Here is a 22,737-nt window from a genome sequence, read left to right as displayed (position 1 = left end):
GACACGCTGCGGGTCTAGACTTCACGCAGACAAGCGTAGGCCCCAGTTCTCTAAGGTCGAGGTGACACGTTGGACTTCTCCACCCTTCCACGTGGGCAGGTTGCATGGACAAACTTGATCAACGAGCTCAGTCAGACCGACGACCGAGTGGAGCGCCATTACCTTGAACTGAAATCCGACGTGGAACTTCACGAAAACTCGGGCCGAGCTAAAGTCGTCAAGTTCATCCTAGGTGCCGCAAACCGCGACCCAGAACAAGCAGAACGCTATTTCAACGGCTGCGCCTTGATGGTTCTCGGGGTAGCACATAACAAGATAACCGGAATCCCGGCATTCGAAGCTCATCAGTTGGCCAACTTCGTAACAAGGTTTATTGGCACACCTGGGCCACGCTGGGATTTCGAGCGCATCCCAGCAGCCAACGGGCGCGACGTCATTATTATCATCGTAGATCCTCCTACTGGCGATCTTTGGACCTGCCACGCCGATGGCGATAGGCTCGCCGACGGCGACATATACGTTCGCGCTGACGGAGAAACTCGGCGCGCGAAGGGCCGCGAGATCAGAACAATGATTGAACGCGCCGAACGCAACCAGCAGCGCATAGGCGCCGGGGATCTACAGGTATCGATCGCGGGCAAGGCCATACTTCACGCTAGTACATATAGTGAAATCCTAGATGAATACATCGCAGCCGCACGGAAAAAGCTAGGAAACCCAAGAGTAGGCACGATTGAATCTGCCTACTTCAAGATTAATAGTAAATTCATTATGGCATCCGACTATCGGTCACCCGAAACCTACACCGAAGAAGTGGATGATTGGGCCGAGGATGTCAGGTCGGCTTGGCCGTCACTTCTTGACCACATTGCGGGTTTGGCCGGGCGCGGCACGCATATAGAAATACGCAACAACAGCGAAACCTTCCTCGAAGACGTGCGAGTTGAAATATATATTGAAGGCGCCGTCAGGGCAGTCGACTCGGTAGATCGCGAGTCCTTCAATCTGTCTTCTCAGCTGCCATCGCTGCCCTACCCGTGGGGTACCTCAACTATGGCACTCACGCTCAGCTCTCGCTCGGCATTCTTGCCCAGCTTCCGTAATCCCACTCCACACTTCGAACCGATGGTGTCCTACCAAAACGGTAACTCCACCACGCTGACCACGAATCTCGCCACGCTGCGGCCTCGCAGCACGGAGCTGACAGATAACGATGAATTCACCTTGACAGCCCTGGAGCCAGGTGCCAATGAGCTTCGAGCAACTTGGAGAATCACCGCTCGCGGGCATCACCGAGTATATGAAGGTGAATTCGTCATTCCCATCCATCAGCTCAATGATTGTTCAGAAGGAATCCGATCCGCCATTTTTCCGGATATTGCGCCCGACGAAGAGGACGATGACGACGAAGATGACTGAGTGAATGCCTCCTCCTGCATCGAAGGCGTGGTTCACCTGGCGCGATGTGGCACCAAGCTTGTCCCGTCCCACTGGCAACGCCCCGCAGAGGGGCTCAACGAGGCCAGAAACGCAGGAGCGGGACGTCTTCATCGACCCGTCCCGCTCCTAGCGATCCAGCTATCTGTCCAGCTAGATGCCCCTTCCAGCCCGTCCCGACCAAGCCGTCCCAGTTTGTCTCCTTCCGGTCGTGCAGGACGGGTGTCACAAGCCCTGACCACCTCAGATGAGGCGTGTGCTTAGCGAGCAAGTCCCCCCTCGGACACCAGCGTTAACCACACGCACTGAGAGGTCGTCGCGCAGACGGCCTCTTTTGCTTTGTCGTACCTCAGCTCGATCCGAGTTCCCCGTCGAGCCTCGCCAGGTTTGGTGCGGGCAGACCGTTGAGTTCGGCTCTGGCCGCAGCCCGTTGTTCCTCCGTCGCGTTGCTCGCGTCCACCAGCGCGGCCGGATCGACACCGGCGACGATCGCCGCTTGGAACCGCCGGAGCTTCGCTTTCGCGTCGGTGAGTCGTTCCTTCACGACCTCCCTGCTCGGCTTCGCGGAGGGATCGTCCTGTGCCGGTCGAAGATCTGACACAGCCACTTGTTGAGCGGTTCGAGAAGGATTTCCGAGCGTGGCACCGGTAGCAGGTGTGGTGTTTCCGGATCGTCGCCACTTGCATATTCCGGGAATAGATACCGCACCTCACCAATCCGTGAAGGATGTACGGCCGCGTGCCCCTCACGCGAGTGAGTTCCAGCTCTGCCGAGCAGCCACACCCAACAGGACAACGCCCCCACACCTGACTGCAGTGGGATGTGGGGGCGTTCTCGCGCTACTTCTTGCCGAGCGAGCCGATGTTCTCGTTGATGCTGACGACCGCGTACTGGCCGGTCGACTTGCCTTCCTTGACGACCTTGCCGTCCACGGTGATCTTCGCTGCGATCTCGGGGGTACCCTGGCCTGCCTGGGCGATCATGGACACCATCTGCAAGGCCTCACCGGCGGGCAGCTCGATCGTCTTCGACCAGGGCAGATTCACATCGCCTTCCTGCTGGGTCGAGGTAAGACCGTCGGTGGTGTAGGTGATCGAGCTGGCCTGGCCGGCGCCGGTGATCTCGTAGATCACGGTCCGCTTCGCCGCGGGCGCGGGCTGCTGGACGGGCGCGGGAACAGCAGGCTGCTCGGTCATGACCGTGGGGTTGGCCGAGTTGGTCGGCGCAGGGGTCTTGCCGCCGTTGGCCAAGCCGATGATCACGAACAGGGCGACGACCCCGCCGATCACCCACGGCCACTTCTTGGCCTTTTTCTTCGGCGGCGGTCCGTACTGCGGCGGCGCGTACTGCGGCGGCTGGCCGGGAGGCATCTGCTGCTGGAAGTGCTGCTCGGAACCGTGCGGCGGCTGCGGATAGGACATGACGAAAGGCTCCCGACAGGTGACGTGGCGGCCGAATACGCGCGGCCTAATGCCCCCACTGTCGTAACCCGCCGTGACCGCGTTACCGGTGTCGCACAAACGGACCAACTCGCCAGGATCGCGTAACGCGTGCACGCCGAACTGCGATCGCGGATGACCCGTACGTCTCGGTCTTCGGCATTTCCCAACGTGAACGAGCCTGAGCGCGACCGGCTGGTGGTGCAAAACGACTTCAACGTCGCGCTCTTCGGCCCGCGCACTGGCGTCATTTCCGACCTTCGGCAGGGACAGGCGACGAAGATCGACCGCGTCGTGAGGGATCAGCAGATCACGCGAGGTCGAAGGTGAGCTTCGTAGCCTTGCCGTGGTCGCCGGAGAAGTAGCCGGAAGCGGTGACCCCGACCTTGTCCTTGCCGCCGTCGCTGAACTTGACGATCTCGACCGCGCCGTCGCGCGCCGGGTAGCTGACCCAGCTGACCGATCCGGCAGGCGTCGTGCCGGGCAGGACGGCACCGTGCGGCATCAAGGTCATGGCGAGCAGCTGGAGGGCGTGGAGCTTGTCGTCGCCCTCCTTGCCCTCCAGCTCGTGCTTGATGAAGGCGAGCATCCCCTTCCACGCCCAGCTCTCCAGGACGACGTGCTCACCTGACTCCCTCACGCAGGCCAGTCGATCGGTGGCCGGGTCGACCTGCCTCACCCGGTGCACGCTCACCAGCGTCGTGCCCGGAACGGCGTGGCCGTAGATCGTGGTCCCGAAGTACGCGAACCCTTCGGCGACCTGTTTCGTCTTCATGTCCGAGGTGGGCTTCTCCCACTTCTTCCACAGCTCCTCGAACGCCAGCTTCCCCTTCTCGACGGCCTTCGCCGCGATGTCGGCCTTGATCGCATCGCCCAGCTCCGCGAGCCAGGCCCCCGCCGCTCCCGCGAGCATCGGCTTGGCCGCACCGCAGGCGGTCAGCGCTGGTGAACCGACTGCGAGAACCGCGGCACCGCGACCGGCGTTCACCAACGCCTGCCTTCGAGACATCGCCATTTCGCCCACCTTGGCAGAGAGGAGCAAGACCCTTGGAACGTACGTCATGAGCCGAAAATCCGCAGAGAATAAGATTTGCGCAACAATCTCGTAGTTTCGGGAACCTGCACGAGGTATGCGGTTACTTGATCGCAGATGTCCACAATTCACGAAGAATTGTGTCCACTTTCGAAAATGCGCGCATACCAGCATGTGGACGTGGTGGCCGGGTAGTTGAGGTGTCACCTACCCTGGCGGGCATGCCGTTGCGAAAGCTGGGGTTCCTCACCATCGGGCAGTTCGACGAGCACGATCCGGCTGCCGGCCACCGGTCCACCCTGGAGCTGATCGAGCTCGGCGAGGAGCTGGGCTTCGACAGCGCGTGGGTGCGGCACCGGCACCTGCAGCACGGCATCTCGTCGCCGGTCGCGGTGCTGGCGGCGGCGAGTCAGCGGACGAGCCGGATCGCGCTCGGCACCGCCGTCATCCCGCTGGGGTGGGAGAACCCGCTGCGGCTCGCGGAGGACCTGGCCACGGTGGACGTGCTGTCCGGTGGGCGGCTCAACCCCGGGCTGAGCGTCGGGCCGCCGATGCACTGGGACGACGTCAAGGGTGCGCTCTACCCGGACACGGCCGAGGTCGAGGACTTCGGCTACGGGCGGCTGGAGCGGTTGCTGCGGTTCGTGAGGGGGGAGAAGGCCGTCGAGTTCAGCGGCAGGGAGGGCATCGAGGTCTGGTCGGACCGGGTGCAGCCGCACTCGCCGGGGTTGGGCGAGCGGATCTGGTACGGCGGGGGCAGCCTCAGGTCGGCGCGGTGGGCTGCGGAGAACGGGCTGAACTTCCTCACCAGCAACGTCGTGCAAGCCGAGGAGTCCGAGGACTTCGCGCGGATTCAGCACGCGCTGGTGCGGAAGTTCCGCGAGCACCACCCCGATGGCGACAAGGCGCGGGTGTCGCAGGGGCTCGTGGTGATCCCGACGGACTCGGCCACGGCTGAGCAGCGGGAGAAGTACCAGCGGTACGTGGACGAACGGACGCCGCGGACGGCCAGTCCGGTGGGGCCGCGGCGGATGATGTTCGCGCGGGACCTCGTCGGCACGTCCGAGCAGATCGCGGAGCAGCTGCACGCCGACCCGGCGTTCCGGGAGGTCGACGAGGTGGCGTTCGCGTTGCCGTTCAGCTTCGAGCACGCCGACTACGTGCAGCTGCTGACCGACATCGCCACGCGGCTGGCTCCCGCGCTGGGGCGGCAGCCGGCCGGGTGACGAGGGTGGGTCAGGCGCCCGCGGGCTGGGCGATGCGCACGAGGATCGCGCCGCACTCCTCGCAGCGCACGACCTCGTCCGCGGCGGCCTCCCTGACCTTGCCCAGTGCGCTGCGGTCGAGCTCGATGCGGCACGCGCCGCAGCTGCGGGTCTGGAACACGGCCGCGCCGATGCCGCGCTGTTCGCGCTGGCGGTCGTAGAGCTTCAGCAGGTCGTCCGGGAAGCCCTTGGCCATGAGGGTGCGGTCGGCGGTGCGGCGGGTCTCGGTCGCCTCCAGGTCGGCCAGTGCGGCGTCACGGCGGCGCGCTGCGGCTTCGAGGGTCTCGCGGGCCTTGTCGAGCTCCACGCGGGCGAAGGAGGCGTCGGCGGCCACGGCCTCGCGGCGTTCCATCAGCTCCAGGAGGTCGTCTTCGAGGACGCCCTGGCGGCGCTGGAGGGTGGCGAGCTCGTGTTCGAGGTCGGTGAGCTGCTTGGCGCCGACGGAACCTGACTGCATCAGCTTGCGGTCGCGGTCGGTGCGGGCGCGGACCTGGTCGATCTCGGTCTCCTGGCGCTTCACGTCGCGGTCGATGTCGCCGAGCGTCGTCTCGACGGCCACCAGCGCGTCCTGCTTGGTGCGCACCAGCTGCTCGACCTCGGCGATCTCCGCGATCTCCGGCAGCGTACGGCGCCGGTGGGTGACACGCGCCAGTTCGGCGTCGACCTGGGCCAGGTCGAGCAGCCTGCGCTGCACTGCGGGATCGGCTTTCACGCAAGTCCTCCTGCTGCTGAGCTCGTCGCACCGACGGTCCACGGATCGGTCCGGCGGGTGGAGACGAGTACGTCGACCCTACCGCCGAAGGCCTCCCGCAGGATTTCCGCCGCCTGCTCGCACCACGGCCACTCGCTGGCCCAGTGCGCCACGTCGACGAGCGCGGGCCCGCCGGCCTCGACGTGCTCGGAGACCGGGTGGTGGCGCAGGTCGGCGGTCACGTACGCGTCGACGCCCGCCGCGGTGGCGGCGCCGAGGAAGCTGTCGCCGGCGCCACCGCACACAGCGACGCGCTTGACCGGGCGGTCCGGGTCGCCGGCGGCGCGCACGCCCTGCACGGTCGCGGGCAACGCGTCGGCGACGCGCTGGGCGAACACGCGCAACGGCTCGGCGGCGGGAAGCTCACCGATGCGGCCGAGGCCGACACCGGGCTCGTCGGTCGGCTCCAGCGGGCCGGTCACCTGGAGCCCGATGGCCTGCGCGAGCGCGTCGGACACGCCGTTCAGCGCGCTGTCGGCGTTGGTGTGCGCGCAGTACAGCGCGGTGCCGCTGCGGATGAGCCTGTGCACCAACGCGCCCTTGGGCTCGTCGGCGGGAACACCGTTGACGCCGCGCAGGAGCAGCGGGTGGTGGGCGACGAGCAGCTGCGCGCCCACCTCGACCGCCTCGTCCACAGTGGACCGGGTCGGGTCCACGCAGACGAGGACCCTGGTGACCTCCTCCGCGGGGTCACCGCAGACCAGGCCGACCGCGTCCCACTTCTCCGCGATCCGCGGCGGGTACGCGTCCGCCAGCACCGCGATCACCTCGGCGAGCTTCACGCCAGTTCCTCCATCACTACCCGCAGCGCGTCCACGAAGACCGCGAACTCCTCCGGCGGCCGGATCGCGACGCGCACGTACGTGTCGTCCAGTCCGGGGAACGTGTCGCAGCGCCGCACCGCGATCCCCTTGTCGCGCAGCGCCTCACGCGTTCCGCGCGGCACCCTGAGCAGCACGAACGGGCCCTTCGGCGGCACGACGACGAGGTCGCCCAGCTGCTGCACGGCGTGCGCGGTGTGCGCGGCGGCCTCGAACGCGAGCCGTTCGCCCTCCCGCAGCGCCGCCGGTTCGCAGCACGCGGTGACTGCTTCGAGCGTGAGGCTGCCGACCGGCCAGTGCGGGCGGCCGAACGCCAAGCGCCGCAACGTCTCCGGGTCGCCCAGCAGGTAACCGGCGCGCAGCCCGGCGAGCCCCCACGTCTTGGTGAGGCTGCGCAGCACGAGCACGTCCGGGTCGTGCGCGAGCGACTCGGGCTCGCCGGGGACGGCGTCCATGAACGCCTCGTCGACCACGAGGAGACCGGGCAGCCGCTTGACGCGCGCGGCCGGGTGCAGCACGGAGGTGGGGTTCGTGGGGTTGCCGACGACGGTCAGGTCGACGTCCGCGCTGACCTCGGGCAACGTGAAGTCGCCGCTCAGCGTGACGTGCTCCACCGGGACCCCGGCGTCGCGCAGCGCCACCTCCGGCTCGGTGAAGCCGGGGTGGACGATCGCGGCACGGCGGGGCGCGAGCTTCGGCAGCAGCGCGAAGCCCTCGGCGGCACCGTTGAGCAGCAGCACCTCGTCGGGTGAGCGCCCGTGCCGGCCGGCGACGGCCTCACGGGCGCGTTGTTCCGCTGCCGCGGACGGGTAGCGCCCCAGGTCGTCGAGCGCGGCGGACAGCCGGTCGCGCAGCCAGGCGGGCGGGCGCGGCACCCGCACGTTGACGGCGAAGTCGGCGAGGCCCGCTGCGGCGTCGACGTCACCGTGGTGGCGCAGGTCTGGGCTGGTCATCGCGGCAAATAGTAAGCGACCAGCCCAGGCGCGCGCGTCACTGCATGTAGCGGCGGAGCTCGGTGAGGTGGCTGATCAGCTCGTCCAGCTGGAACGCGTCGAGCTGCGCGGACTCACCGGGCGGGGTGCGGAAGCACACACGCCCCTTCTCGTTGAGGTACACCTCGAACGCACGACGGCGCCCGAGGGCGTCGGTGCACCCGATGATCTCCCGTTGCGGGGGCACGTCAGTACCGGTCTGCATGGGCGGCCTCCATGTCGTTTGTCCGTACATCTTGCGACAAGGGTTGAGCGTTACCGTGTGGCGGTGAAGGTCGCCTTTGTCTGCACCGGCAACATCTGCCGGTCCCCCGTGGCAGCGCTCGTGTTCCGTGAGCGGGTGTTGCGCGAAGGATTGTCCTCCCACGTCGAAGTGTCCAGTGCGGGCACCAGCGGCTGGCACGTGGGGGACCCGGCCGATCCGCGTGCGCTCAAGACGCTGGCGGACAACGGCTACCCCACCGACCACGTGGCCGCGCAGGTTGGCCCAGAGCACCTCGACGCCGACCTGCTCGTCGCACTCGACTCCGGTCATGCGCGCGCGTTGCGCCGGATGGTCGATCCTGGTCGCGTCCGGTTGCTGCGGTCGTTCGACCCTGACGCGGACGGCGTGGACGTGCCGGACCCGTACTACGGCGACCGGCAGGGCTTCGACCAGGTGCTGGGCATGATCGAGGCGGCGGTGCCGGGGCTGCTGGCGTGGGTGCGGGAAAGGCTTTGAGGCGCAAGGTCCAGTCCGCGCGGGCCACGGCGGCGGAGGCGGCCGGCCTGCGGTGGTTGCGCGTCGACGGCGGCCCCGCGGTACCAGTCGTGCACTCGGCGGACGGCGGCGAACTGGTGATCGACGAGATCCCGGTCGGCCCGCCGGATCTTCAGGCGGCCGTGACCTTCGGGCGCCGGTTGGCCGCACTCCACCAGGCGGGCGCGCCGGCGTTCGGCGCACCACCGCCGGGTGGGCCGCGGGAGGCCACGATCGGACAGGCGCCGATGGTCAACGAACCAGCGCCGTCGTGGCCGGAGTGGTTCGCGTCACAGCGGATCGAGCCCTACGCGGTGCGGGTCGGGCTGGACCTGGGCGAGCTGTACGAGCGCATCGCCGACCTCGCCGGGCCTGCCGAGCCGCCCGCGCGGCTGCACGGGGACCTGTGGAGCGGGAACGTGCTGTGGGGCGCGGACGGGCAGGTGTGGCTGATCGACCCCGCGGCGCACGGCGGGCACCGGGAGAGCGACCTCGCGATGCTGCGGTTGTTCGGCTGCCCGTTCCTCGACCACGTGCTCGGGGCGTACCGGGAGGTCGCGCCGCTGGCCGACGGGTGGCGAGAGCGGGTGCCGCTGCACCAGCTGTTCCCGCTGCTGGTGCACGCCGTGCTGTTCGGTGGCGGATACCGGACAGAGGCGGTGGCGGCGGCGCGGACCGCTTTGCGGGGAAGATGAGGGTCATGGACCTCACCACCTGGACCTGGCTCAACGAACCGGCGAAGTGGTCGGCCACCCCGCTGACCGTGCACGCCGACCCCGGCTCGGACTTCTGGCGCCGCACCGGCAACGGGGTCGTGCGTGACAGCGGTCACCTCTACGGCGTCACGCTGGCCGGCGACTTCACCATCACCGCGACCTTCTCCGGCGAGTACGCGGCGCAGTACGACCACGCGGGCATCGGGCTGCTCGTCGACGACGAGACGTGGATCAAGGCGGGCGTCGAGCTGTTCGACGGGCAGCGGCGTCCCAGCGCGGTCGTGACCCGCGGTTTCTCCGACTGGAACCTGGCTCTGACCGGCGACTTCGAGCGGTTCACCGTCTCCGCCGAACGCCGCGGTGACGCGGTCTGGATCCGGTACGGCGTCGACGGCGAGGAGCCCACCGCGGTGCTGCGCCAGGCCTACTTCCCGCCGGACATCGAGACCAAGGTCGGCGTCATGGCCGCCAGCCCGGAGGGTGAGGGGTTCGTGACCCAGTTCCAGGAGGTCCAGGTCACGCATCTACCGTGAGGTGGTGCGGTTCAAGTTCCTCCTCAAGCCGGGCTGGCTGGCGCTGACGCTGGCCGTCTGGGTGTTCGCGGGTGCGTGCGTCTACTTCCTGGCGCCGTGGCAGTTCGGCCGCAACGACGAGCGCCAGGGGCAGAACTCCGCGATCACCAAGTCGCTGGCCAGTGCCGCGGTGCCGTTCGGCGCGCAGCACGACGAGTGGCAGAAGGTCGAGCTGAAGGGCCGGTACCTGCCCGACGGGGAGGCGCTCGCCCGGCTGCGCACGGTCCAGGGCGAGGCCGCGTTCCTCGTCATCACGCCGTTCGAGACCGACAGCGGCAAGAAGGTGCTGGTCAACCGCGGTTACGTGCGGCCGGTCAACGGCATCAAGCCGCCGGGGTTCGCCCAGGCCCCCACGGGCGAGGTCACGATCGTCGGGCTCGCGCGCACCAACGAGTCGGACGCGCGACCGGCGATCCAGCAGGACGGGCACCGGCAGATCTACTCGATCAACAACGACGCCGTCGGGCCCGGCATCGAGCCCGGTCACTACCAGCTGATCGACGGCCAGGCCGGTGCGCTGGACACCATGCCGCTGCCGCGGATCGAGTCCGGGCCGTTCTACTCCTACGCGCTGCAGTGGATCGCGTTCGGCGTCATGGCGGTCGGCGGCTGGCTGTACTTCACGATCCGCGAGGCGCGGCCGGGCGGTGCGCTCGACACCGCGCCGAAGGCGAAGGCGAAGCGGAAGTCGATCGCAGAGCTACTTGCGGAAGACGGCGACGAAGGCGCTGACCAGGGCGGCACCGTGGCCGACGACGCGGGACAGCTCCACGGCACGCGTCACGTGACCTGAGTCGGGGTTGCGGCCGTGGCCGAGCACCGGCCGTTCCTCGACGCCGTGCGAGTACACCGTGCGGCCGCCCAGCCTGATCTCCAGCGCGCCCGCGAAGGCCGCCTCGACCTGGCCCGCGTTCGGTGACGGGTGGGCGGCGGCGTCACGGCGCCACGTCTCCCACGCCTGCGGGGCCGAGCCGCCGACGACCGGCGCACCGCCGACGGTGAGCAGCGCCGCCAGCCGCGAGGGCAGCAGGTTCAGCACGTCGTCCAGCCGCGCGGACGCCCAGCCGAACCTGAGGTACCGCGCGGACCTGTGGCCGACCATCGCGTCGAGCGTGTTCGCCGCGCGGTAGCCCAGCAGGCCGGGCACGCCGAACGCGGCACCCCACACCAGCGGGCCGACGACGGCGTCGGACGTGTTCTCCGCCACGGACTCCACGGTCGCGCGCGCCAGGCCGAAGGTGTCCAGCCGGGCGGCGTCGCGGCCGCACAGGTGGGGCAGCCGGGCGCGGGCGGCCTCGACGTCACCGGAGTCGAGCTCGCGGCCCATGGACGTGCCCTCGTCGGCCAGCGACCGGCCGCCGAGCACGGTCCACGTGGCCACGGCGGTGGTCAGCGCCTGCGCGAGCCAGTGCCGGCGCGCGAGCCGTTCGACGGCGACCCCGCCTGCGACGACGGAGCCGACCAGGACGGTGGTGTAGGCGACGCCGGCGGCCCTGGAGTCGGCGTGCACGCGCTCCTCCAGCGCCGCGGCGGCGGTCCCGAATGCCGCTACCGGGTGAAATCGGCGTGGATCGCCGAACACCGCGTCCGCGGCCACGCCCAGCACCAACCCCAACGCGCGACCCGCGCCCACGGCATCCTCCCCAGCTCGTCGAAGGCACGGTAGCGCCGCACCGCCCGGGCACGCGCATTAGGGTGGCCGGTCGTGGAGCACAAGAGGCTGAAGCTGTACGCCTATCTGGACGCGCGCGATCACCAGCGCACGTACCTGGCGATCATGCGGCTGTTCACCTCCACGTTGCTCGCCGACCTCAGCGCGGGCGAGGTCGCGGGAGCGCTCGCCGGCCAGGAGCGCGAGGGCCGCGTCGAGCAGGGCGAGTCGCGCATCGAGAACGTGATCAACCGGCTGCGGCAGCTGGTCGAGTGGGGCAACCTGGTGCAGGGCCGGCGCGAGGTCGTGGCCGCGAGCATCGCCGAGTTCCAGCACGGCAGCGTCCGCTACCAGGTCTCCAAGCTCGCCGTCCGCGTGCAGCGCGACGTCGACGAGCTGCTGCGGGTGCCCGAGGGCGCCCGCGAGGTGTCGCGCGAGCTGCTGCCCGCGATCGAACGCGGCCTCAACGAGCTGGGCGGGTCGCTGTCGGTGGCGTTGCTGAACGAGGGCGACAAGACCAGGGAGCTGCTCGCCGAACGCGTCACCACCCTGTTCCTGCAGCACGCGGAGCTCGCCGCCACGGTCCGCGACTTCTACGCCTACCTCGGCCAGGTCGTGACGCGCAACCACCTGGCGCCCGAGGAGATCGCGGGCTTCCGCAGCCTGCTGGTCGAGTACATCCAGCGGGTCGTCGAGGACGTGCTGAAGTACACGCCGCCGATCGCGGCGGCGCTCGCCGCGCTTGCGAAGGCCCGTTCCGAGCTGCTCCGGCTGCTCGGCACCGACCTGGGCGCCCACGTCGAACGCGCCCGCGGCCGCACGCCGGAGGACTGGCAGGAGCTGACCGACTGGTTCGTCGACCGGCCCGGCCGCCCGAGCCAGGTCACGGCGTTGCGCGAGGCCACCGCCCGCGCGATCGGCAGCCTGCTGGCGAGCGTGAAGCGCGCGACGTCCGGTGGTGGCCTGCTGCCCGGCCGGCGGGCCGAGCTGCTCAAGCTCGCCAGCTGGTTCGACGGCGCCACCCGCGAGGAGGCGCACGAGATCTACGCCTCCGCGTTCGGCCTGTACTCCTCCCGCCACCTCTCCCCCGCGCCCGAGCACGACTCCGACAACGAGCGCACGCCGTGGCGGGACGGCCCGGTCTGCGACGTCACGGTCAGCGTGCGGTCGCGCGGTGACCGGGGCGGGCGCGGGCGGCCGTCGCGCATCCTCGACGACCCGATGACCGAGCAGTCGCTGCTGGCGGAGGCGCGTGAGGCGGAGGAGGTCCGCGCGCGGCACGTGGCCGAGCTGACCTCCGCGGCCGGGAACCTCGGCGGCACAACGCTGTCGCACGGTGCGCTGGAGGTGTTCTGCGAGCTGCTGACCCTGGCGATGGCGCAGCGCGACTCACCGCGCGACAGCGGGTCGGCCAGCGATCCCGTGCGCGGGTTGAAGCTCGCGATCACCCCCGGCACGACCACTCAGATCAAGTCCGCCGCCGGGACGCTGACGCTGCACGACGCCACGGTGGCCCTGGAGCGATGAACCACTTCGACACCCTCTCCGAGATCGACGCCGCGAACGTGGTGCGGTGCGCGCGAACGTTGCTGCGCAGGCCGTTGCTGCGCTCCGAGGGCCCGGACGGCGAGCTGCTGGCCCTCGTCTACCGGCACCGGGCGGTGCTGCAGGACCTGTTCGCCGGGCTGCTCGGGTACCGGCTCGTGGTGGAGCGCCGGTTCGCGCGGCTGTACAAGTCGGGGCCGGGCAACGACGACACCCGCGGCGTGCTGAGCATGTCGCCGCGCGGGTACGCCTACCTGGCGCTGACCCTGGCCGTGCTGACCGGGACCGGCCGGCAGGCGCTGCTGTCCCGGCTGGTGGCCGACATCCGGTCCGCCGCGGCCGAAGCGGGCATCAGCGCACCCGACGACGTGACCGAGCGGCGGGCGCTGACCGCGGCGCTGCGGCACCTGGTGTCCCTCGGCGTGCTGCAGGAGACCGAGGGCTCGGTCGCGCAGGACGTGGTGCCGCAGGAGGCGCTGATCACGATCGACACGGACCTGCTGGGCCAGCTCGTGACCGGCCCGGTCGGCGAGGCCGACTCCCCGGCGCGGCTGGTCGAGCTGGCGGCCAGACCGGGTCCGCGCGGTGTCGAGCACGCGGTGCGGCGCAAGCTGGTCGAGACGCCGCTGGTGCTCTACGCGGACCTGCCCGCCGACCAGGCGGAGTGGCTGCGGCGCAACCAGCGCAAGGAGACGGCGCTGCTGGAGCAGGCCTTCGGGCTGTTCACCGAGTGCCGCGTCGAGGGCGTGCTGGCCGCCGACCCCGAGGACTACCTGACGGACCTGTCGTTCCCCGGTGTCTCGACGGTCGCGCGCATCGCGCTGCTCGCGCTGCCGGACCTGCTGGACGACCCGTCCGACGACGCGCCCGCACGGCACGTCGTCACGGTCGACCGGCTCCGCGAGGTCTGCGCGCGGCTGGTGGAGGACTACCCGGCCGCGTGGTCGAAGCAGTTCACCGACGACCTCGACCGGCTGGTCGCCGAGGTGGCGGAGCTGCTGCGGCGCATGGGACTCGCGGTCCCGTGCGCCGAGGGCTGGTCGATCAGCGCTGCCGCGCACCGCTGGTTGCCGTCACCCGACGGCGACCCGGAACGAGAACAACCGGAACCCGTTGTGGTGCGCGAAGTGCCGAGCTGGTCCCTGTTCGACGAGGAGAACGTGTCATGAGCAGGTGGCGGCTGCACCGCGGCGGCGTGGTCAACATCTGGCAGTACACCGAGCAGACGTTCGACTTCTCCGGTGGCCGCGCGATCTTCCAGGGCACCAACGGTTCCGGCAAGTCCCGCACGCTGGAGCTGCTGCTGCCGCTGTGCCTGGACGGCGACCTGCGCCAGCTCGGGTCCAAGGGCTTCGACACGGTCAGCATCCGGCGGCTGATGCTCGACGACTACGACGGCGGGCCGAACCGCATCGGCTACGCGTGGGTCGAGCTGGTCCGCGAGGCGGCCGACCACTCCGGCAACGAGTACCTGACCTGCGGTCTGGGCGTGAAGGCGTCCAAGACGTCGCAGGCGATCACGGACTCGTGGCGGTTCGTCACGCCGATGCGGGTCGGCACCGAGCTCCAGCTCGCCGGCCCGGAACGCGTGCCGCACGGCCCGGCGCAGCTGCGGGACCTGATCGGCGCGGACTGCATGTTCGAGGAACCGGCGTTCCGCGCGAAGGTCGCCGACGCGGTCTACGGCGTGCCCGCCGCGCGCTACGGCGACCTGCTGCACCTGCAGCGGACGCTGCGCAACCCCGACGTCGGCCTGAAAGTGCTCGAAGGCCAGCTGGAGCAGATCCTGTCCGACGCGCTGCCGCCGCTGGACCAGGCGATGGTCGAGCAGCTGGCGACGTCGTTCGACGACCTGGAGTCGATCCGCGAGAACATCGTCCGGCTGTCCACTGCGGACAGTGCGCTGTCGACGTTCCTGAAGACCTACTCGGACTACGCGTTCGGTGGACTGCGCTCGGCGTCCGAACGGCTGGACGCGGCGGAGAAGGCGCTGACCCGGTTGCAGCGCGAGCAGTCGAAGCTGGTGTCGGAGCTGGACCTCACGCGGGTCGAACGCGCGGCGGCCGAGCAGGCGCTCGTCGACATGGAGACCGGCGAGCAGCAGGCGGAGGAGACCATCGCGGCGCTGAAGGAGCTGCCGGCGTTCCGCGACCTGCAGGACCTGAAGACGCGCGAGAACCTGGTGGCGCAGATGCGTTCTTCGGCCGTCGCGGCGCTGGAGACGGCGCACCGGCAGCGGGCGCAGGAGGACGCCGCGGTCGACACCGTGCTGCGGTTGCTGCGGCGGCTGGCGGAGGACCTGTCGGCGGCGGACGCGTTGACCGAGCCGTTGCGGGAGAACCTGCGCCTCGCCGGCATGGACGTCGACCTGGCGCCGGTGGTGCCGCAGGTGCCGGCCGCCGAGGCGACGGTGACCACGGCGACCGTGCGCGCCAAGCCCGACCCCGAGGCCGCACCGCTGCCGATCGACCGCCGGGTGCCGCCGGCCGCCGCGGGTGAGGAGGTGCTGGCCGAGCTGGCGACCGCGGTCGAGCGGGCAGCCGGGATCGCCTCGCTGGCCCGGCAGCGGGGCGCGCTGGCGCTGGCGCTGCACGAGCAGGCGCTGGCGCTCGACGCGCAGCAGCGCGAGGTGGAGTCGTTGCGCGGCAAGGCCAGGGACGCGCAGCTCGCCGCCACGGAGTCCACCGCCCTGCGCAACCAGGAGGCGCAGGAGCTCGCCGAGGCCGTGCAGACGTGGCTGGCGCAGGTGCAGACGTGGACGACCAGCGGGCCGCTGGTCGACGAGCGACCGGGTTTCACCCCGTCGAGTGAGTCTCGATTCGCCGGTTCGCCCGCCTCGCAAGGAGGAAGCGCGCGGGAGGGCGACGGGGAAGCACCGGACCTCGACCGCCCGGCGTTCCCGCTGCCCGCCACGGTCACCCCGGCCTCGGCCAAGGCGCTGACCACGGCGGCCCGCGAGTGGGTCGGCCCGCTGGTGCGCGCGGCCCGCGACGCCGCCCACGCCCACGCGCAGCAGCGCGCGGACCTGCGTGCCCGCCTGGACGCGCTGGACGAGGAGCTGGTCGGCCTGCGGTCCGGTGCCGAACGCGTGCCGCTGCCCGGCCGGTACGTCTCGGCCGATCGCGACCCGGCCACCGGTGCCCCGTTCTACCGCCTGGTGGACTTCGCGCCGGCGCTCACCGACGCCGAACGCGCGGGCCTGGAGGCCGCCCTGCAGGCCAGCGGCCTGCTCGACGCCTGGGTGACGCTCGCCGACACCGAGCTCACCGACGTGCTGGCCGTCGCCAGCCCGCCGGTCGAGGGCCGCACGCTCGCCCACGTGCTCGTGCCCGCGGTGGAGGGGTCGCCGGTGCCGGAGGGGTTCGTCGCGGACCTGCTGCGCGCGGTGTCGCTGGACGACCGGGAGGGCCTGAGCCTGACCACGGACGGCGTGTGGCGCGCGGGGGTGCTGACCGGGTCGTGGACCAAGCCCGAGGCCGAGTTCATCGGTGCCGGCGCGCGGGAGGCCGCCCGCGGGCGGCGGATCGCGGCGCTGGAGGAGGAGCTCGCGGAGCTGCGCCGGCGGCTCGGCACCGCCGAGGACGAGCTGGCCCGCGCGCACGAGCACGTCGCGACGTGGGAGGCGCACGTGGCGGCGTTCCCCGGTGACGGCGAGCTGATCGCGAAGCACAGCCGGGTGCAGGCCGCGGAGGAGTCGGCGGCACGCGCGCGGCAGCGGACGTTCGAGCTGCGGGAGGCGCTGGAGGACGCCGGTTCCCGGCTGGAGGCGGCCCGCGGCGAGCTCACCCGCCAGGCGGGCGACGCGGGCCTGCCCGCGGACACCGAGGCGTTGCGGCAGGCCAGGACGGCGGCCGCGGACGCCCAGCGGACCGCGGACCTGCTCGCCGACGCGGTGCGCAGGCGGTGCCAGGGCACGATCTCCGACCTCACCGACGCGTCGCACCGCTACCACGAGGCCGTCGCGGACCGGCAGACCGCGGAGGCCGACGCCGACGCGCGGTGCGTGGACCACGCGGCGCAGGCGGGGACGCTGGCCGAGCTCACCGACGCGGTCGGCGGCGAGGCCAAGGAGATCAGCGAGCAGCTCACGCAGCTGGAGAGGTCGCGCAAGAAGATGCGCGCGGACCTCAAGGGCGTGCGCGAGGGCATCACGACGGCGCGCGAGCAGGCCGCGAAGCTGGAAGCGTTGCTGGAGACCAACTCCACCCAGGTCACCGAGGCCGCGGCGGCGAGGGAGCGGGCGAGCGGCACCTTCGCGGCGACCGTGCGGGCGCCGGGGTTGCTCGCGGCCGCGTTCCCGGACTGGGACGGCGAGACGGGCGAGACCGCGGTGCGCCAGGCGATCGCGGCGGCGGGCGACCGGCGCGGCGGCACCGAGGCCACGGTGATCGCGAAGCTCCAGGCGCTGCAGACGTCGCTCGCGGGCAGCCACGACATCGCCGCTGAGCAGCACGCGGGCCTGCTGACCGTCACGGTGACCGGCGAGGAGGGCGCGAAGCCCGTCGCCGTCGCCGCACGGCAGGTCTCGACGAGGCTCGGTGAGCAGCGCGGGTTCCTCGACGAGCAGTACCAGGGGATCTTCGCCGACTACCTGATCCGCGACCTGGCGGAGTGGCTGCGCGGGCAGGTCGCCGTGGCCGAGGACCTGACCAGGCGCATGAACGAGGTGCTGTCGCGGGCGCGGTCCAGCCAGGGCGTGCACGTGAAGCTGGCGTGGAAGTCGTCGGCGGCGCTCGACGACCAGACCCGGCAAGCGCTTGCGCTGGTGCGGTTGCCGTTCGGCGAACGCACGCCGGAGCAGGACGCGACGCTGCGCCGGGTGTTCACCGAGCGGATCGAGAACGAGCGCGACACCCACTCCGGCGGCTACGCGGAGATCCTGTCGCGGGCGCTCGACTACCGGACGTGGCACCAGTTCACGGTCACCGTCGGCGACACCGGCCCCGACGGCAACCCGCGCGAACGCCGGCTGCGGCAGCTGTCGTCCGGCGAGACGCGGCTGATCTCGTACGTGACCCTGTTCGCGGCGGCGGCCAGCTTCTACGACGCGGTCAGCGACGAGTTCGACCCGCTGCGGCTGGTGCTGCTGGACGAGGCGTTCGAACGGCTCGACGACCCGACGATCGCGCGCATGCTGGGGCTGCTGGTCGACCTCGACATGGACTGGGTGATCACCTGGCCGAGCGGCTGGGGCGTGTCCGACAAGATCCCGCGCATGCACATCTACGACGTGCTGCGGCCCAAGAACGGCCGGGGTGTGGCGTGCACGCAGACGACGTGGGACGGCGCGGTGCTGGACCGCATCGACCCCTAGCAGGACACCTCGGCACCCCCGCCCGGCAGACCGGCCCCGCCGGTGCTGCCGGGCCGTTGTGTTGTTCACCTGATCTTGTGCGGACTCCGGCGCCCCCGTGACGGTGGCTCCAGCGGGCCCGTCGCGACAACCGCGACGGTCGCTCCGCTGTCGAGAGGAGGTCGTCGAGGTGGTCGTTCCCGCACGTCGAAGAACCCGGTCGAGGTCGCGGCCGCGGACCGGCCGGCCGCGTGCCGCGCTGTGTCAGGCCGCCAGGTGGTGCCGCACGCGGGCACCCCGGGTCTGGAAGGGGGTGCGGCTCGTCCTCCTGCTGGTGGAGGGCGTGGTGGCGCCGTTGAAGGGGGAGGTCGCCCTCGCCGTCGCGGCGAGGGCGCTCCGCGTGGTGGGTGACGCGATCGTCGACCCTGGCAGGCACGGGCGATCGTGACACCGGGTCCGGTCGCCTCGGCGGCCGGACCGTCCCCTTCCCAGGGAACAGCACAGCGGCGCCGGAGCCAAGCGCCGGTTGTCCCGGCGATGTCGCAGGACCGACACGAAAGTGGTTTCGTTGCAACGAACGGGGAAGGGGGACGCCGCGGTGCCGATGTGCGAGGAGTGCGACGGACCCCTGCCGGAGGCGACCGAGTCGGGACGCCCGCGCCGGTACTGCTCCGACCGGTGCCGTTCCCGCGCCCACCGCGTCCGCCTGCGCGAGACCAGGCGGGCCGAGGCGCGCCGGTCCCGGCAGTGCGACATCGAGGTCGCCGGTCACCGGTGCGGGCGGGCCGCGGTCTGCGTGCTCGCGGTCGACGGGCGGGAGCTCAAGGTCTGCGCCGCGTGCGAGGACCTCGCGCTGAGGTTCCTGGTCGGTCAGGGCACGTCCGCGACGGCGGTGGAGACACGGCGCATCGACCGGCCGGACACCGGGCCCGCGCCGATCCCGCCGCGGCCGGTCGGTCAGGGGAAGGTGCTGCTGATCGAGGACGACAGCCGGGTGGTCGACGCGCTGAGCGCAGCACTGGGACGCAGGGGGTACGAGGTCGTGGCCGCGCTCACCGGCAGGGAGGGGCTGGACGCGGCGCTGGCGCACCGGCCGGCGGTGGTGCTGCTCGACCTCGGCCTGCCCGACGTGGACGGCATCAGCGTTCTGCGCAGGCTCCGCGCCACGAGCGACCTGCCGGTGATCATCACGACCGCGCGGGGCGAAGCCGCCGCCAGGGTGCTCGGCTTGGAGACGGGCGCCGACGACTACCTCGTCAAGCCGTACGACATCGGCGAGCTCGTCGCCCGCATGCGCCGCGTCACCCGGCACCGCGCCGCCGCCCGCCCGCTGGTCTACGACGACGGCGCCCTGCGCGTGGACTTCGAGCTGCGCCAGGTCCACCTCGGCGGCGAGGAGGCGCACTTCTCGGAGCGCGAGTTCCGGCTGATCGAGGTCCTCGTCCGGTCAGCGGGTACCGCCATCCCGACCGGCGTGATCGTCGCGCACGTCTGGGGCGACTCCGAGGTGACAGGGCCCAGAAAGCGCACCTTGGCGGTCCTTGTGGCCGTGCTGCGCACGAAGCTCAACGAGCACCTCGGTCCGAACGCGATCGTCGCCGCACACGGACTCGGCTACTACTACCTGCCACCGAACCGGCCCGCTTCCGGCCCACCGGTCGGGTACGGCCACGCCGATCGGCTGCTCAACCCTGACCGGCCCGGATAGGCCAGGTCCGGCTATGTTGGCGCGGTGAGCGTGTACGACCGCCCCGAACTCGCCGAGCTCTGGCGCCTGGCCCGCGAGACCCTCGAAGGCGGCGGGCGGTCGGCGTTCAGCCTGCGCGTCGAGGACGAGCAGACCGCGCGGGCCCTGTCCGAGCTGCTGCGCAAACCGGTCGCGCACCCGGCGCGGCGGCAGATCTCGTTGGCGCGGCTGGACGAACACGTCCGCGCGCACGGCAGCACGTTGCCCGAGGTGCTGGAGGCGGTGCACGGCGAGCCGGTCGGCCTGTCCGCCGAGACCGAGGCGTCGACCGCGGACGCGGTGCTGCGGTACGCGTTGCGCGAGCACGGTCTGCTCGGGCGGCCGTGGGCGGCGGAGTGGATCGAGCACGTGCGCCGGTACGGCAAGATCCCGCAGCCCGCGTTGCCGATGCTCGCGAACCAGGCCGCCGAGGTGCTGGCGCGGCTCGACCCAGGCCGCGTCACGACCCGGTTCGCGTTGGCGGGCAACGACCTCGACGACGGCCGCCCGCTCACCCGCATCGTGCAGAAGGCGTTGCAGCTCGCGGGCACCGACTGGGAACGCATGGGCGTGCTGCCCGACGCCTACGGCGACCCCGTGCTGACCTCGCAGGGCTACCTGACGCTCAACGACGTGCTGGCGGCCCGGGAGGTGACCGTCGTGCACAGCGCCCGGCTGCTCGAATCGGGTGTGCCGGGGCCGCTGGTGGTCCTGCCGGCCGGGCTGACCCCGCAGGCCCGGCGCCACCTCGCCGGCAAGACCGTCCGCTGCCACGACGACTTCACGCCCGACGGCGTCCGGCGGATGAACGAGCTCCTCGACCACACCGGCGGGACGCCGTGGCGCATGTCCGCCGCCGACTACCGCGAGGCCGTGGCCACGCTGATCGCGCGCGGTGTCGAGTTGCCCACGCTGAACACCAGGCCGGAGGAGGCGAGCTGGGACCCCGACCTCGCCGCGACCATGGCCACGACCGGCCTGGTGGTCACCGAGGAGCACGTCCTGCCGTCACTCCTCCTCTGAGGGCGCGAACCGCTTGACGTCCCACCGGCCGTGGCCCTCCATCAGCTTGCGGCCGATGCGGCGCAGGTCGGCGAGGTCGCGTTCGTTCAGCAACGACGTGAAGTGCTCGGCGATCGACGCCCGGTAGACCCGCGCGGTGACACCCAGGCAGGCCTCCTCGCCCTCCGGTGTCAGGACCGCGAACACCAGCCTGCGGTTGTCCTGCGGCTGCTCGCGCGTGACCCAGCCGCGTTTGACCAGGCGCTCGACCAGCCGCGTGACACCGGACGGGCTGACGTCGAGCAGCTCGGCGAGCTCCAGCATCTTCAGCCGCCCGCCGTTGTGGTGCAGCTGGTAGAGCGCGACGTGCTCCAGCAGCGAGCACCCGGCCTCGGCCTCCATGCGCTCCCCCAGCGCGGCGCGCACCGCGTCGACGCCCTGCTGCGCGTACAGCCACGAGTAGATCGGCTCGCTCACCGGGTCATCCTAAATCAGGTTTGACGGCGCGATGTTTTCACGCTCAAATGTTGAGAATGAAAACCTCAGCGGACGTCACCGTCGTCGGCGCCGGGCCGGTCGGCCTGCTGCTCGCCTGCGAGCTCGCGCTCAACGGTGTGCGCACCACCGTGCTCGAACGCCTCACCGCGCAGGCGGACACCATCAAGGCCCAGATGATCAGCGGCCGGACGTTCGAGATGCTCGCCATGCGCGGCCTCGGGCCCGCCGTGCTGGCCGAGAGCGCGGCCGAGACCGCGAGGCTCGCCTGGTACCGGCCGTCCGGCGGGCACTTCGCCGGACTGTTCAAACTGGACGGTCTGCCGCTCGTCATGCTGACGCAGCAGGCACTCGAACGGGTCCTGGAGGCCCGCGCCCGCGAGCTCGGCGTCGAGGTCCGCCGCGGTGCCGAGGTCACCGGCCTGGACCTCGGCAGCGAGTTCGTCGTGGGCTGCGACGGCGGCCGCAGCACCGTCCGCAGGCTCGCCGGCTTCGACTTCCCCGGCCAGGGGCCGACGCTGACCGGCTACCAGGCGGTCGTCGACCTCGACGGCGACCTGCCGTTCGGCTGGCACCGCACCCCGGCGGGCGTCTTCGCGTTCGGTCCGCTGAAGGGCCGGATCATGATGATCGACCACTCCGGCCCGCCGGAAGCGCGCGAGGTCACACCGGAGGTGCTCGAAGCCGTGCTGCGCCGGGTCAGCGGCCACGACGTGCGGATCACCGCCGTGCACACCTCGACCGTGTGGACCGACAACACCCGCCAGGCGAGCACCTACCGCCGCGGCAACGTCCTGCTCGCGGGCGACGCCGCGCACGTGCACTCGCCGTTCGGCGGCCAGGGCCTCAACCTCGGTCTGCAGGACGCGCTGAACCTCGGCTGGAAGCTCGCCACCGGCGACCTCGCGCTGATCGACACCTACACCGCCGAACGCCACCCGGTCGCGGAACGCGTGCTGCGCAACACGATGGCCCAGGTCGCGCTCACCCGGCCCGATCCGCAGGCGCGCGAGCTGCACGGCCTGTTCAGCGACCTGCTCGACCTGCCCGCGGTGCGGGAACGCATCACGGCGATGGTGCAGGGCACCGACATCCGGTACGGGACCGGCTGCGAGCACCCACTTGCGGGCACGTTCGTTCCGGGGCTGGACCTGGCCGACGGCAGGGGAACGACGACCGTGCTCGCCGGTGAGGAGGCGACGATCAGGCCCGACGGGTACGCGTCCTGGGTCGGGTCGCGCTGAGCCGGCCCAGGACCCC

23 protein-coding genes are annotated in these 22,737 nt (G+C 71.0%); 14 read left to right on the top strand and 9 right to left on the bottom strand.

All coding sequences use genetic code 11. The annotated features are described in order from the left end of the window. The first annotated feature begins 69 nt into the window (after window positions 1-69). On the top strand, window positions 70-1,419 hold the full coding sequence (locus tag AB0A63_RS07525; protein ID WP_360386473.1) for a hypothetical protein: 1,350 nt from the start codon (window positions 70-72) through the stop codon (window positions 1,417-1,419). Window positions 1,420-1,786: 367 nt separating this feature from the next. Here the strand turns inward: AB0A63_RS07525 and AB0A63_RS07520 are convergent, their stop codons facing one another. After that, a complete protein-coding gene (locus AB0A63_RS07520; protein ID WP_360386470.1) occupies window positions 1,787-1,981 on the bottom strand; it encodes a hypothetical protein in 195 nt (64 codons plus the stop codon). A gap of 295 nt (window positions 1,982-2,276) precedes the next feature. Next, window positions 2,277-2,858 carry an MmpS family transport accessory protein gene (locus AB0A63_RS07515; protein ID WP_360386467.1) on the bottom strand — a complete coding sequence of 194 codons (582 nt, stop codon included), beginning with the start codon at window positions 2,856-2,858 and terminating at the stop codon, window positions 2,277-2,279. A 189-nt stretch (window positions 2,859-3,047) separates the two neighbouring features. Here AB0A63_RS07515 and AB0A63_RS07510 point away from each other — a divergent pair, with 189 nt between their 5' ends. Beyond that, window positions 3,048-3,206 carry a hypothetical protein gene (locus tag AB0A63_RS07510; protein ID WP_360386464.1) on the top strand — a complete coding sequence of 53 codons (159 nt, stop codon included), beginning with the start codon at window positions 3,048-3,050 and terminating at the stop codon, window positions 3,204-3,206. On the opposite strand, the gene AB0A63_RS07505 is transcribed toward AB0A63_RS07510, so the two are convergent. Next, entirely contained in the window at window positions 3,187-3,891 is a 705-nt protein-coding gene (locus tag AB0A63_RS07505) for a hypothetical protein (protein WP_360386462.1), read from the bottom strand. The genes AB0A63_RS07510 and AB0A63_RS07505 overlap by 20 nt on opposite strands. A 239-nt stretch (window positions 3,892-4,130) precedes the next feature. Between AB0A63_RS07505 and AB0A63_RS07500 the strand changes: the two genes are divergently transcribed. Continuing rightward, window positions 4,131-5,135, top strand: coding sequence for an LLM class flavin-dependent oxidoreductase (locus tag AB0A63_RS07500; RefSeq protein ID WP_360386459.1), 1,005 nt, complete (start codon window positions 4,131-4,133; stop codon window positions 5,133-5,135). Between the two features lie 10 nt (window positions 5,136-5,145). Here the strand turns inward: AB0A63_RS07500 and AB0A63_RS07495 are convergent, their stop codons facing one another. Genes AB0A63_RS07495 through AB0A63_RS07480 form a run of 4 tightly spaced genes read right to left on the bottom strand, consistent with a single transcriptional unit; the run spans window position 5,146 to window position 7,943 of the window. Beyond that, entirely contained in the window at window positions 5,146-5,886 is a 741-nt protein-coding gene (locus tag AB0A63_RS07495) for a C4-type zinc ribbon domain-containing protein (protein WP_360386456.1), read from the bottom strand. Further along, complete coding sequence (locus AB0A63_RS07490) at window positions 5,883-6,707, bottom strand: Nif3-like dinuclear metal center hexameric protein (RefSeq protein ID WP_360386453.1); 825 nt, start codon at window positions 6,705-6,707, stop codon at window positions 5,883-5,885. Before AB0A63_RS07490 ends, AB0A63_RS07495 begins: the two co-directional genes overlap by 4 nt. Beyond that, window positions 6,704-7,699: an Rv2231c family pyridoxal phosphate-dependent protein CobC gene (cobC, locus tag AB0A63_RS07485; protein WP_360386450.1), complete on the bottom strand. Its 996-nt coding sequence runs from the start codon at window positions 7,697-7,699 to the stop codon at window positions 6,704-6,706. Before cobC ends, AB0A63_RS07490 begins: the two co-directional genes overlap by 4 nt. A gap of 37 nt (window positions 7,700-7,736) precedes the next feature. Beyond that, window positions 7,737-7,943, bottom strand: a complete 207-nt coding sequence (locus AB0A63_RS07480; protein ID WP_030472678.1) for a hypothetical protein — start codon at window positions 7,941-7,943, stop codon at window positions 7,737-7,739. 63 nt (window positions 7,944-8,006) lie between these two features. Between AB0A63_RS07480 and AB0A63_RS07475 the strand changes: the two genes are divergently transcribed. From AB0A63_RS07475 to AB0A63_RS07460, 4 genes are read left to right on the top strand one after another with little or no spacing between them, the layout of a single operon-like run. Further along, on the top strand, window positions 8,007-8,459 hold the full coding sequence (locus AB0A63_RS07475; protein ID WP_360386448.1) for a low molecular weight protein-tyrosine-phosphatase: 453 nt from the start codon (window positions 8,007-8,009) through the stop codon (window positions 8,457-8,459). Next, complete coding sequence (locus tag AB0A63_RS07470; RefSeq protein ID WP_360386445.1) at window positions 8,456-9,172, top strand: fructosamine kinase family protein; 717 nt, start codon at window positions 8,456-8,458, stop codon at window positions 9,170-9,172. Before AB0A63_RS07475 ends, AB0A63_RS07470 begins: the two co-directional genes overlap by 4 nt. A 5-nt stretch (window positions 9,173-9,177) precedes the next feature. Further along, complete coding sequence (locus tag AB0A63_RS07465) at window positions 9,178-9,726, top strand: DUF1349 domain-containing protein (protein ID WP_360386442.1); 549 nt, start codon at window positions 9,178-9,180, stop codon at window positions 9,724-9,726. 4 nt (window positions 9,727-9,730) lie between these two features. Further along, window positions 9,731-10,558, top strand: coding sequence for an SURF1 family cytochrome oxidase biogenesis protein (locus AB0A63_RS07460; protein ID WP_360386440.1), 828 nt, complete (start codon window positions 9,731-9,733; stop codon window positions 10,556-10,558). On the opposite strand, the gene AB0A63_RS07455 is transcribed toward AB0A63_RS07460, so the two are convergent. Beyond that, window positions 10,466-11,398: a cobalamin biosynthesis protein gene (locus AB0A63_RS07455; protein WP_360386437.1), complete on the bottom strand. Its 933-nt coding sequence runs from the start codon at window positions 11,396-11,398 to the stop codon at window positions 10,466-10,468. The genes AB0A63_RS07460 and AB0A63_RS07455 overlap by 93 nt on opposite strands. A 72-nt stretch (window positions 11,399-11,470) precedes the next feature. Here AB0A63_RS07455 and AB0A63_RS07450 point away from each other — a divergent pair, with 72 nt between their 5' ends. The 6 genes from AB0A63_RS07450 (at window position 11,471) to AB0A63_RS07425 (ending at window position 21,003) form a co-directional block, all read left to right on the top strand. Then, complete coding sequence (locus AB0A63_RS07450; protein WP_360386434.1) at window positions 11,471-12,943, top strand: DUF2397 domain-containing protein; 1,473 nt, start codon at window positions 11,471-11,473, stop codon at window positions 12,941-12,943. Then, window positions 12,940-14,130, top strand: a complete 1,191-nt coding sequence (locus AB0A63_RS07445) for a TIGR02678 family protein (protein WP_360386431.1) — start codon at window positions 12,940-12,942, stop codon at window positions 14,128-14,130. Before AB0A63_RS07450 ends, AB0A63_RS07445 begins: the two co-directional genes overlap by 4 nt. After that, window positions 14,127-18,275: an SbcC/MukB-like Walker B domain-containing protein gene (locus tag AB0A63_RS07440; protein WP_360386429.1), complete on the top strand. Its 4,149-nt coding sequence runs from the start codon at window positions 14,127-14,129 to the stop codon at window positions 18,273-18,275. The genes AB0A63_RS07445 and AB0A63_RS07440 overlap by 4 nt, the downstream gene beginning before the upstream one ends. Before the next feature lie 292 nt (window positions 18,276-18,567). After that, a complete protein-coding gene (locus AB0A63_RS07435) occupies window positions 18,568-18,702 on the top strand; it encodes a hypothetical protein (protein WP_360386426.1) in 135 nt (44 codons plus the stop codon). 120 nt (window positions 18,703-18,822) lie between these two features. After that, window positions 18,823-19,962, top strand: coding sequence for a response regulator transcription factor (locus AB0A63_RS07430; protein ID WP_360386423.1), 1,140 nt, complete (start codon window positions 18,823-18,825; stop codon window positions 19,960-19,962). Between the two features lie 24 nt (window positions 19,963-19,986). Then, the gene (locus AB0A63_RS07425; protein ID WP_360386420.1) at window positions 19,987-21,003 is read left to right on the top strand and encodes a DUF2399 domain-containing protein; all 1,017 of its coding nucleotides are present in this window, start codon (window positions 19,987-19,989) and stop codon (window positions 21,001-21,003) included. On the opposite strand, the gene AB0A63_RS07420 is transcribed toward AB0A63_RS07425, so the two are convergent. Continuing rightward, window positions 20,989-21,459 carry a MarR family transcriptional regulator gene (locus tag AB0A63_RS07420; protein ID WP_360386418.1) on the bottom strand — a complete coding sequence of 157 codons (471 nt, stop codon included), beginning with the start codon at window positions 21,457-21,459 and terminating at the stop codon, window positions 20,989-20,991. The two genes, AB0A63_RS07425 and AB0A63_RS07420, sit on opposite strands and share 15 nt — an antisense overlap. A 56-nt stretch (window positions 21,460-21,515) precedes the next feature. Here AB0A63_RS07420 and AB0A63_RS07415 point away from each other — a divergent pair, with 56 nt between their 5' ends. Next, window positions 21,516-22,721 carry an FAD-dependent monooxygenase gene (locus AB0A63_RS07415; protein WP_360386416.1) on the top strand — a complete coding sequence of 402 codons (1,206 nt, stop codon included), beginning with the start codon at window positions 21,516-21,518 and terminating at the stop codon, window positions 22,719-22,721. Window positions 22,722-22,737 lie beyond the last annotated feature (16 nt).

Origin of the sequence: Lentzea sp. NPDC042327 (assembly GCF_040647275.1) — a bacterium.
Lineage (GTDB): Bacteria > Actinomycetota > Actinomycetes > Mycobacteriales > Pseudonocardiaceae > Lentzea.
The sequence above is the reverse complement of the archived record's forward strand: the minus strand, read 5'-3'. Positions and strand labels throughout refer to the sequence as shown.

Coding starts and splice junctions, on each gene's coding strand:
- AB0A63_RS07515 (WP_360386467.1), bottom strand. CDS start 2,858: ATGTCCTATCCGCAGCCGCCGCACGGTTCCGAGCAGCACTTCCAGCAG.
- AB0A63_RS07505 (WP_360386462.1), bottom strand. CDS start 3,891: ATGGCGATGTCTCGAAGGCAGGCGTTGGTGAACGCCGGTCGCGGTGCC.
- cobC (WP_360386450.1), bottom strand. CDS start 7,699: ATGACCAGCCCAGACCTGCGCCACCACGGTGACGTCGACGCCGCAGCG.
- AB0A63_RS07440 (WP_360386429.1), top strand. CDS start 14,127: ATGAGCAGGTGGCGGCTGCACCGCGGCGGCGTGGTCAACATCTGGCAG.
- AB0A63_RS07415 (WP_360386416.1), top strand. CDS start 21,516: ATGAAAACCTCAGCGGACGTCACCGTCGTCGGCGCCGGGCCGGTCGGC.
- AB0A63_RS07500 (WP_360386459.1), top strand. CDS start 4,131: ATGCCGTTGCGAAAGCTGGGGTTCCTCACCATCGGGCAGTTCGACGAG.
- AB0A63_RS07480 (WP_030472678.1), bottom strand. CDS start 7,943: ATGCAGACCGGTACTGACGTGCCCCCGCAACGGGAGATCATCGGGTGC.
- AB0A63_RS07465 (WP_360386442.1), top strand. CDS start 9,178: ATGGACCTCACCACCTGGACCTGGCTCAACGAACCGGCGAAGTGGTCG.
- AB0A63_RS07445 (WP_360386431.1), top strand. CDS start 12,940: ATGAACCACTTCGACACCCTCTCCGAGATCGACGCCGCGAACGTGGTG.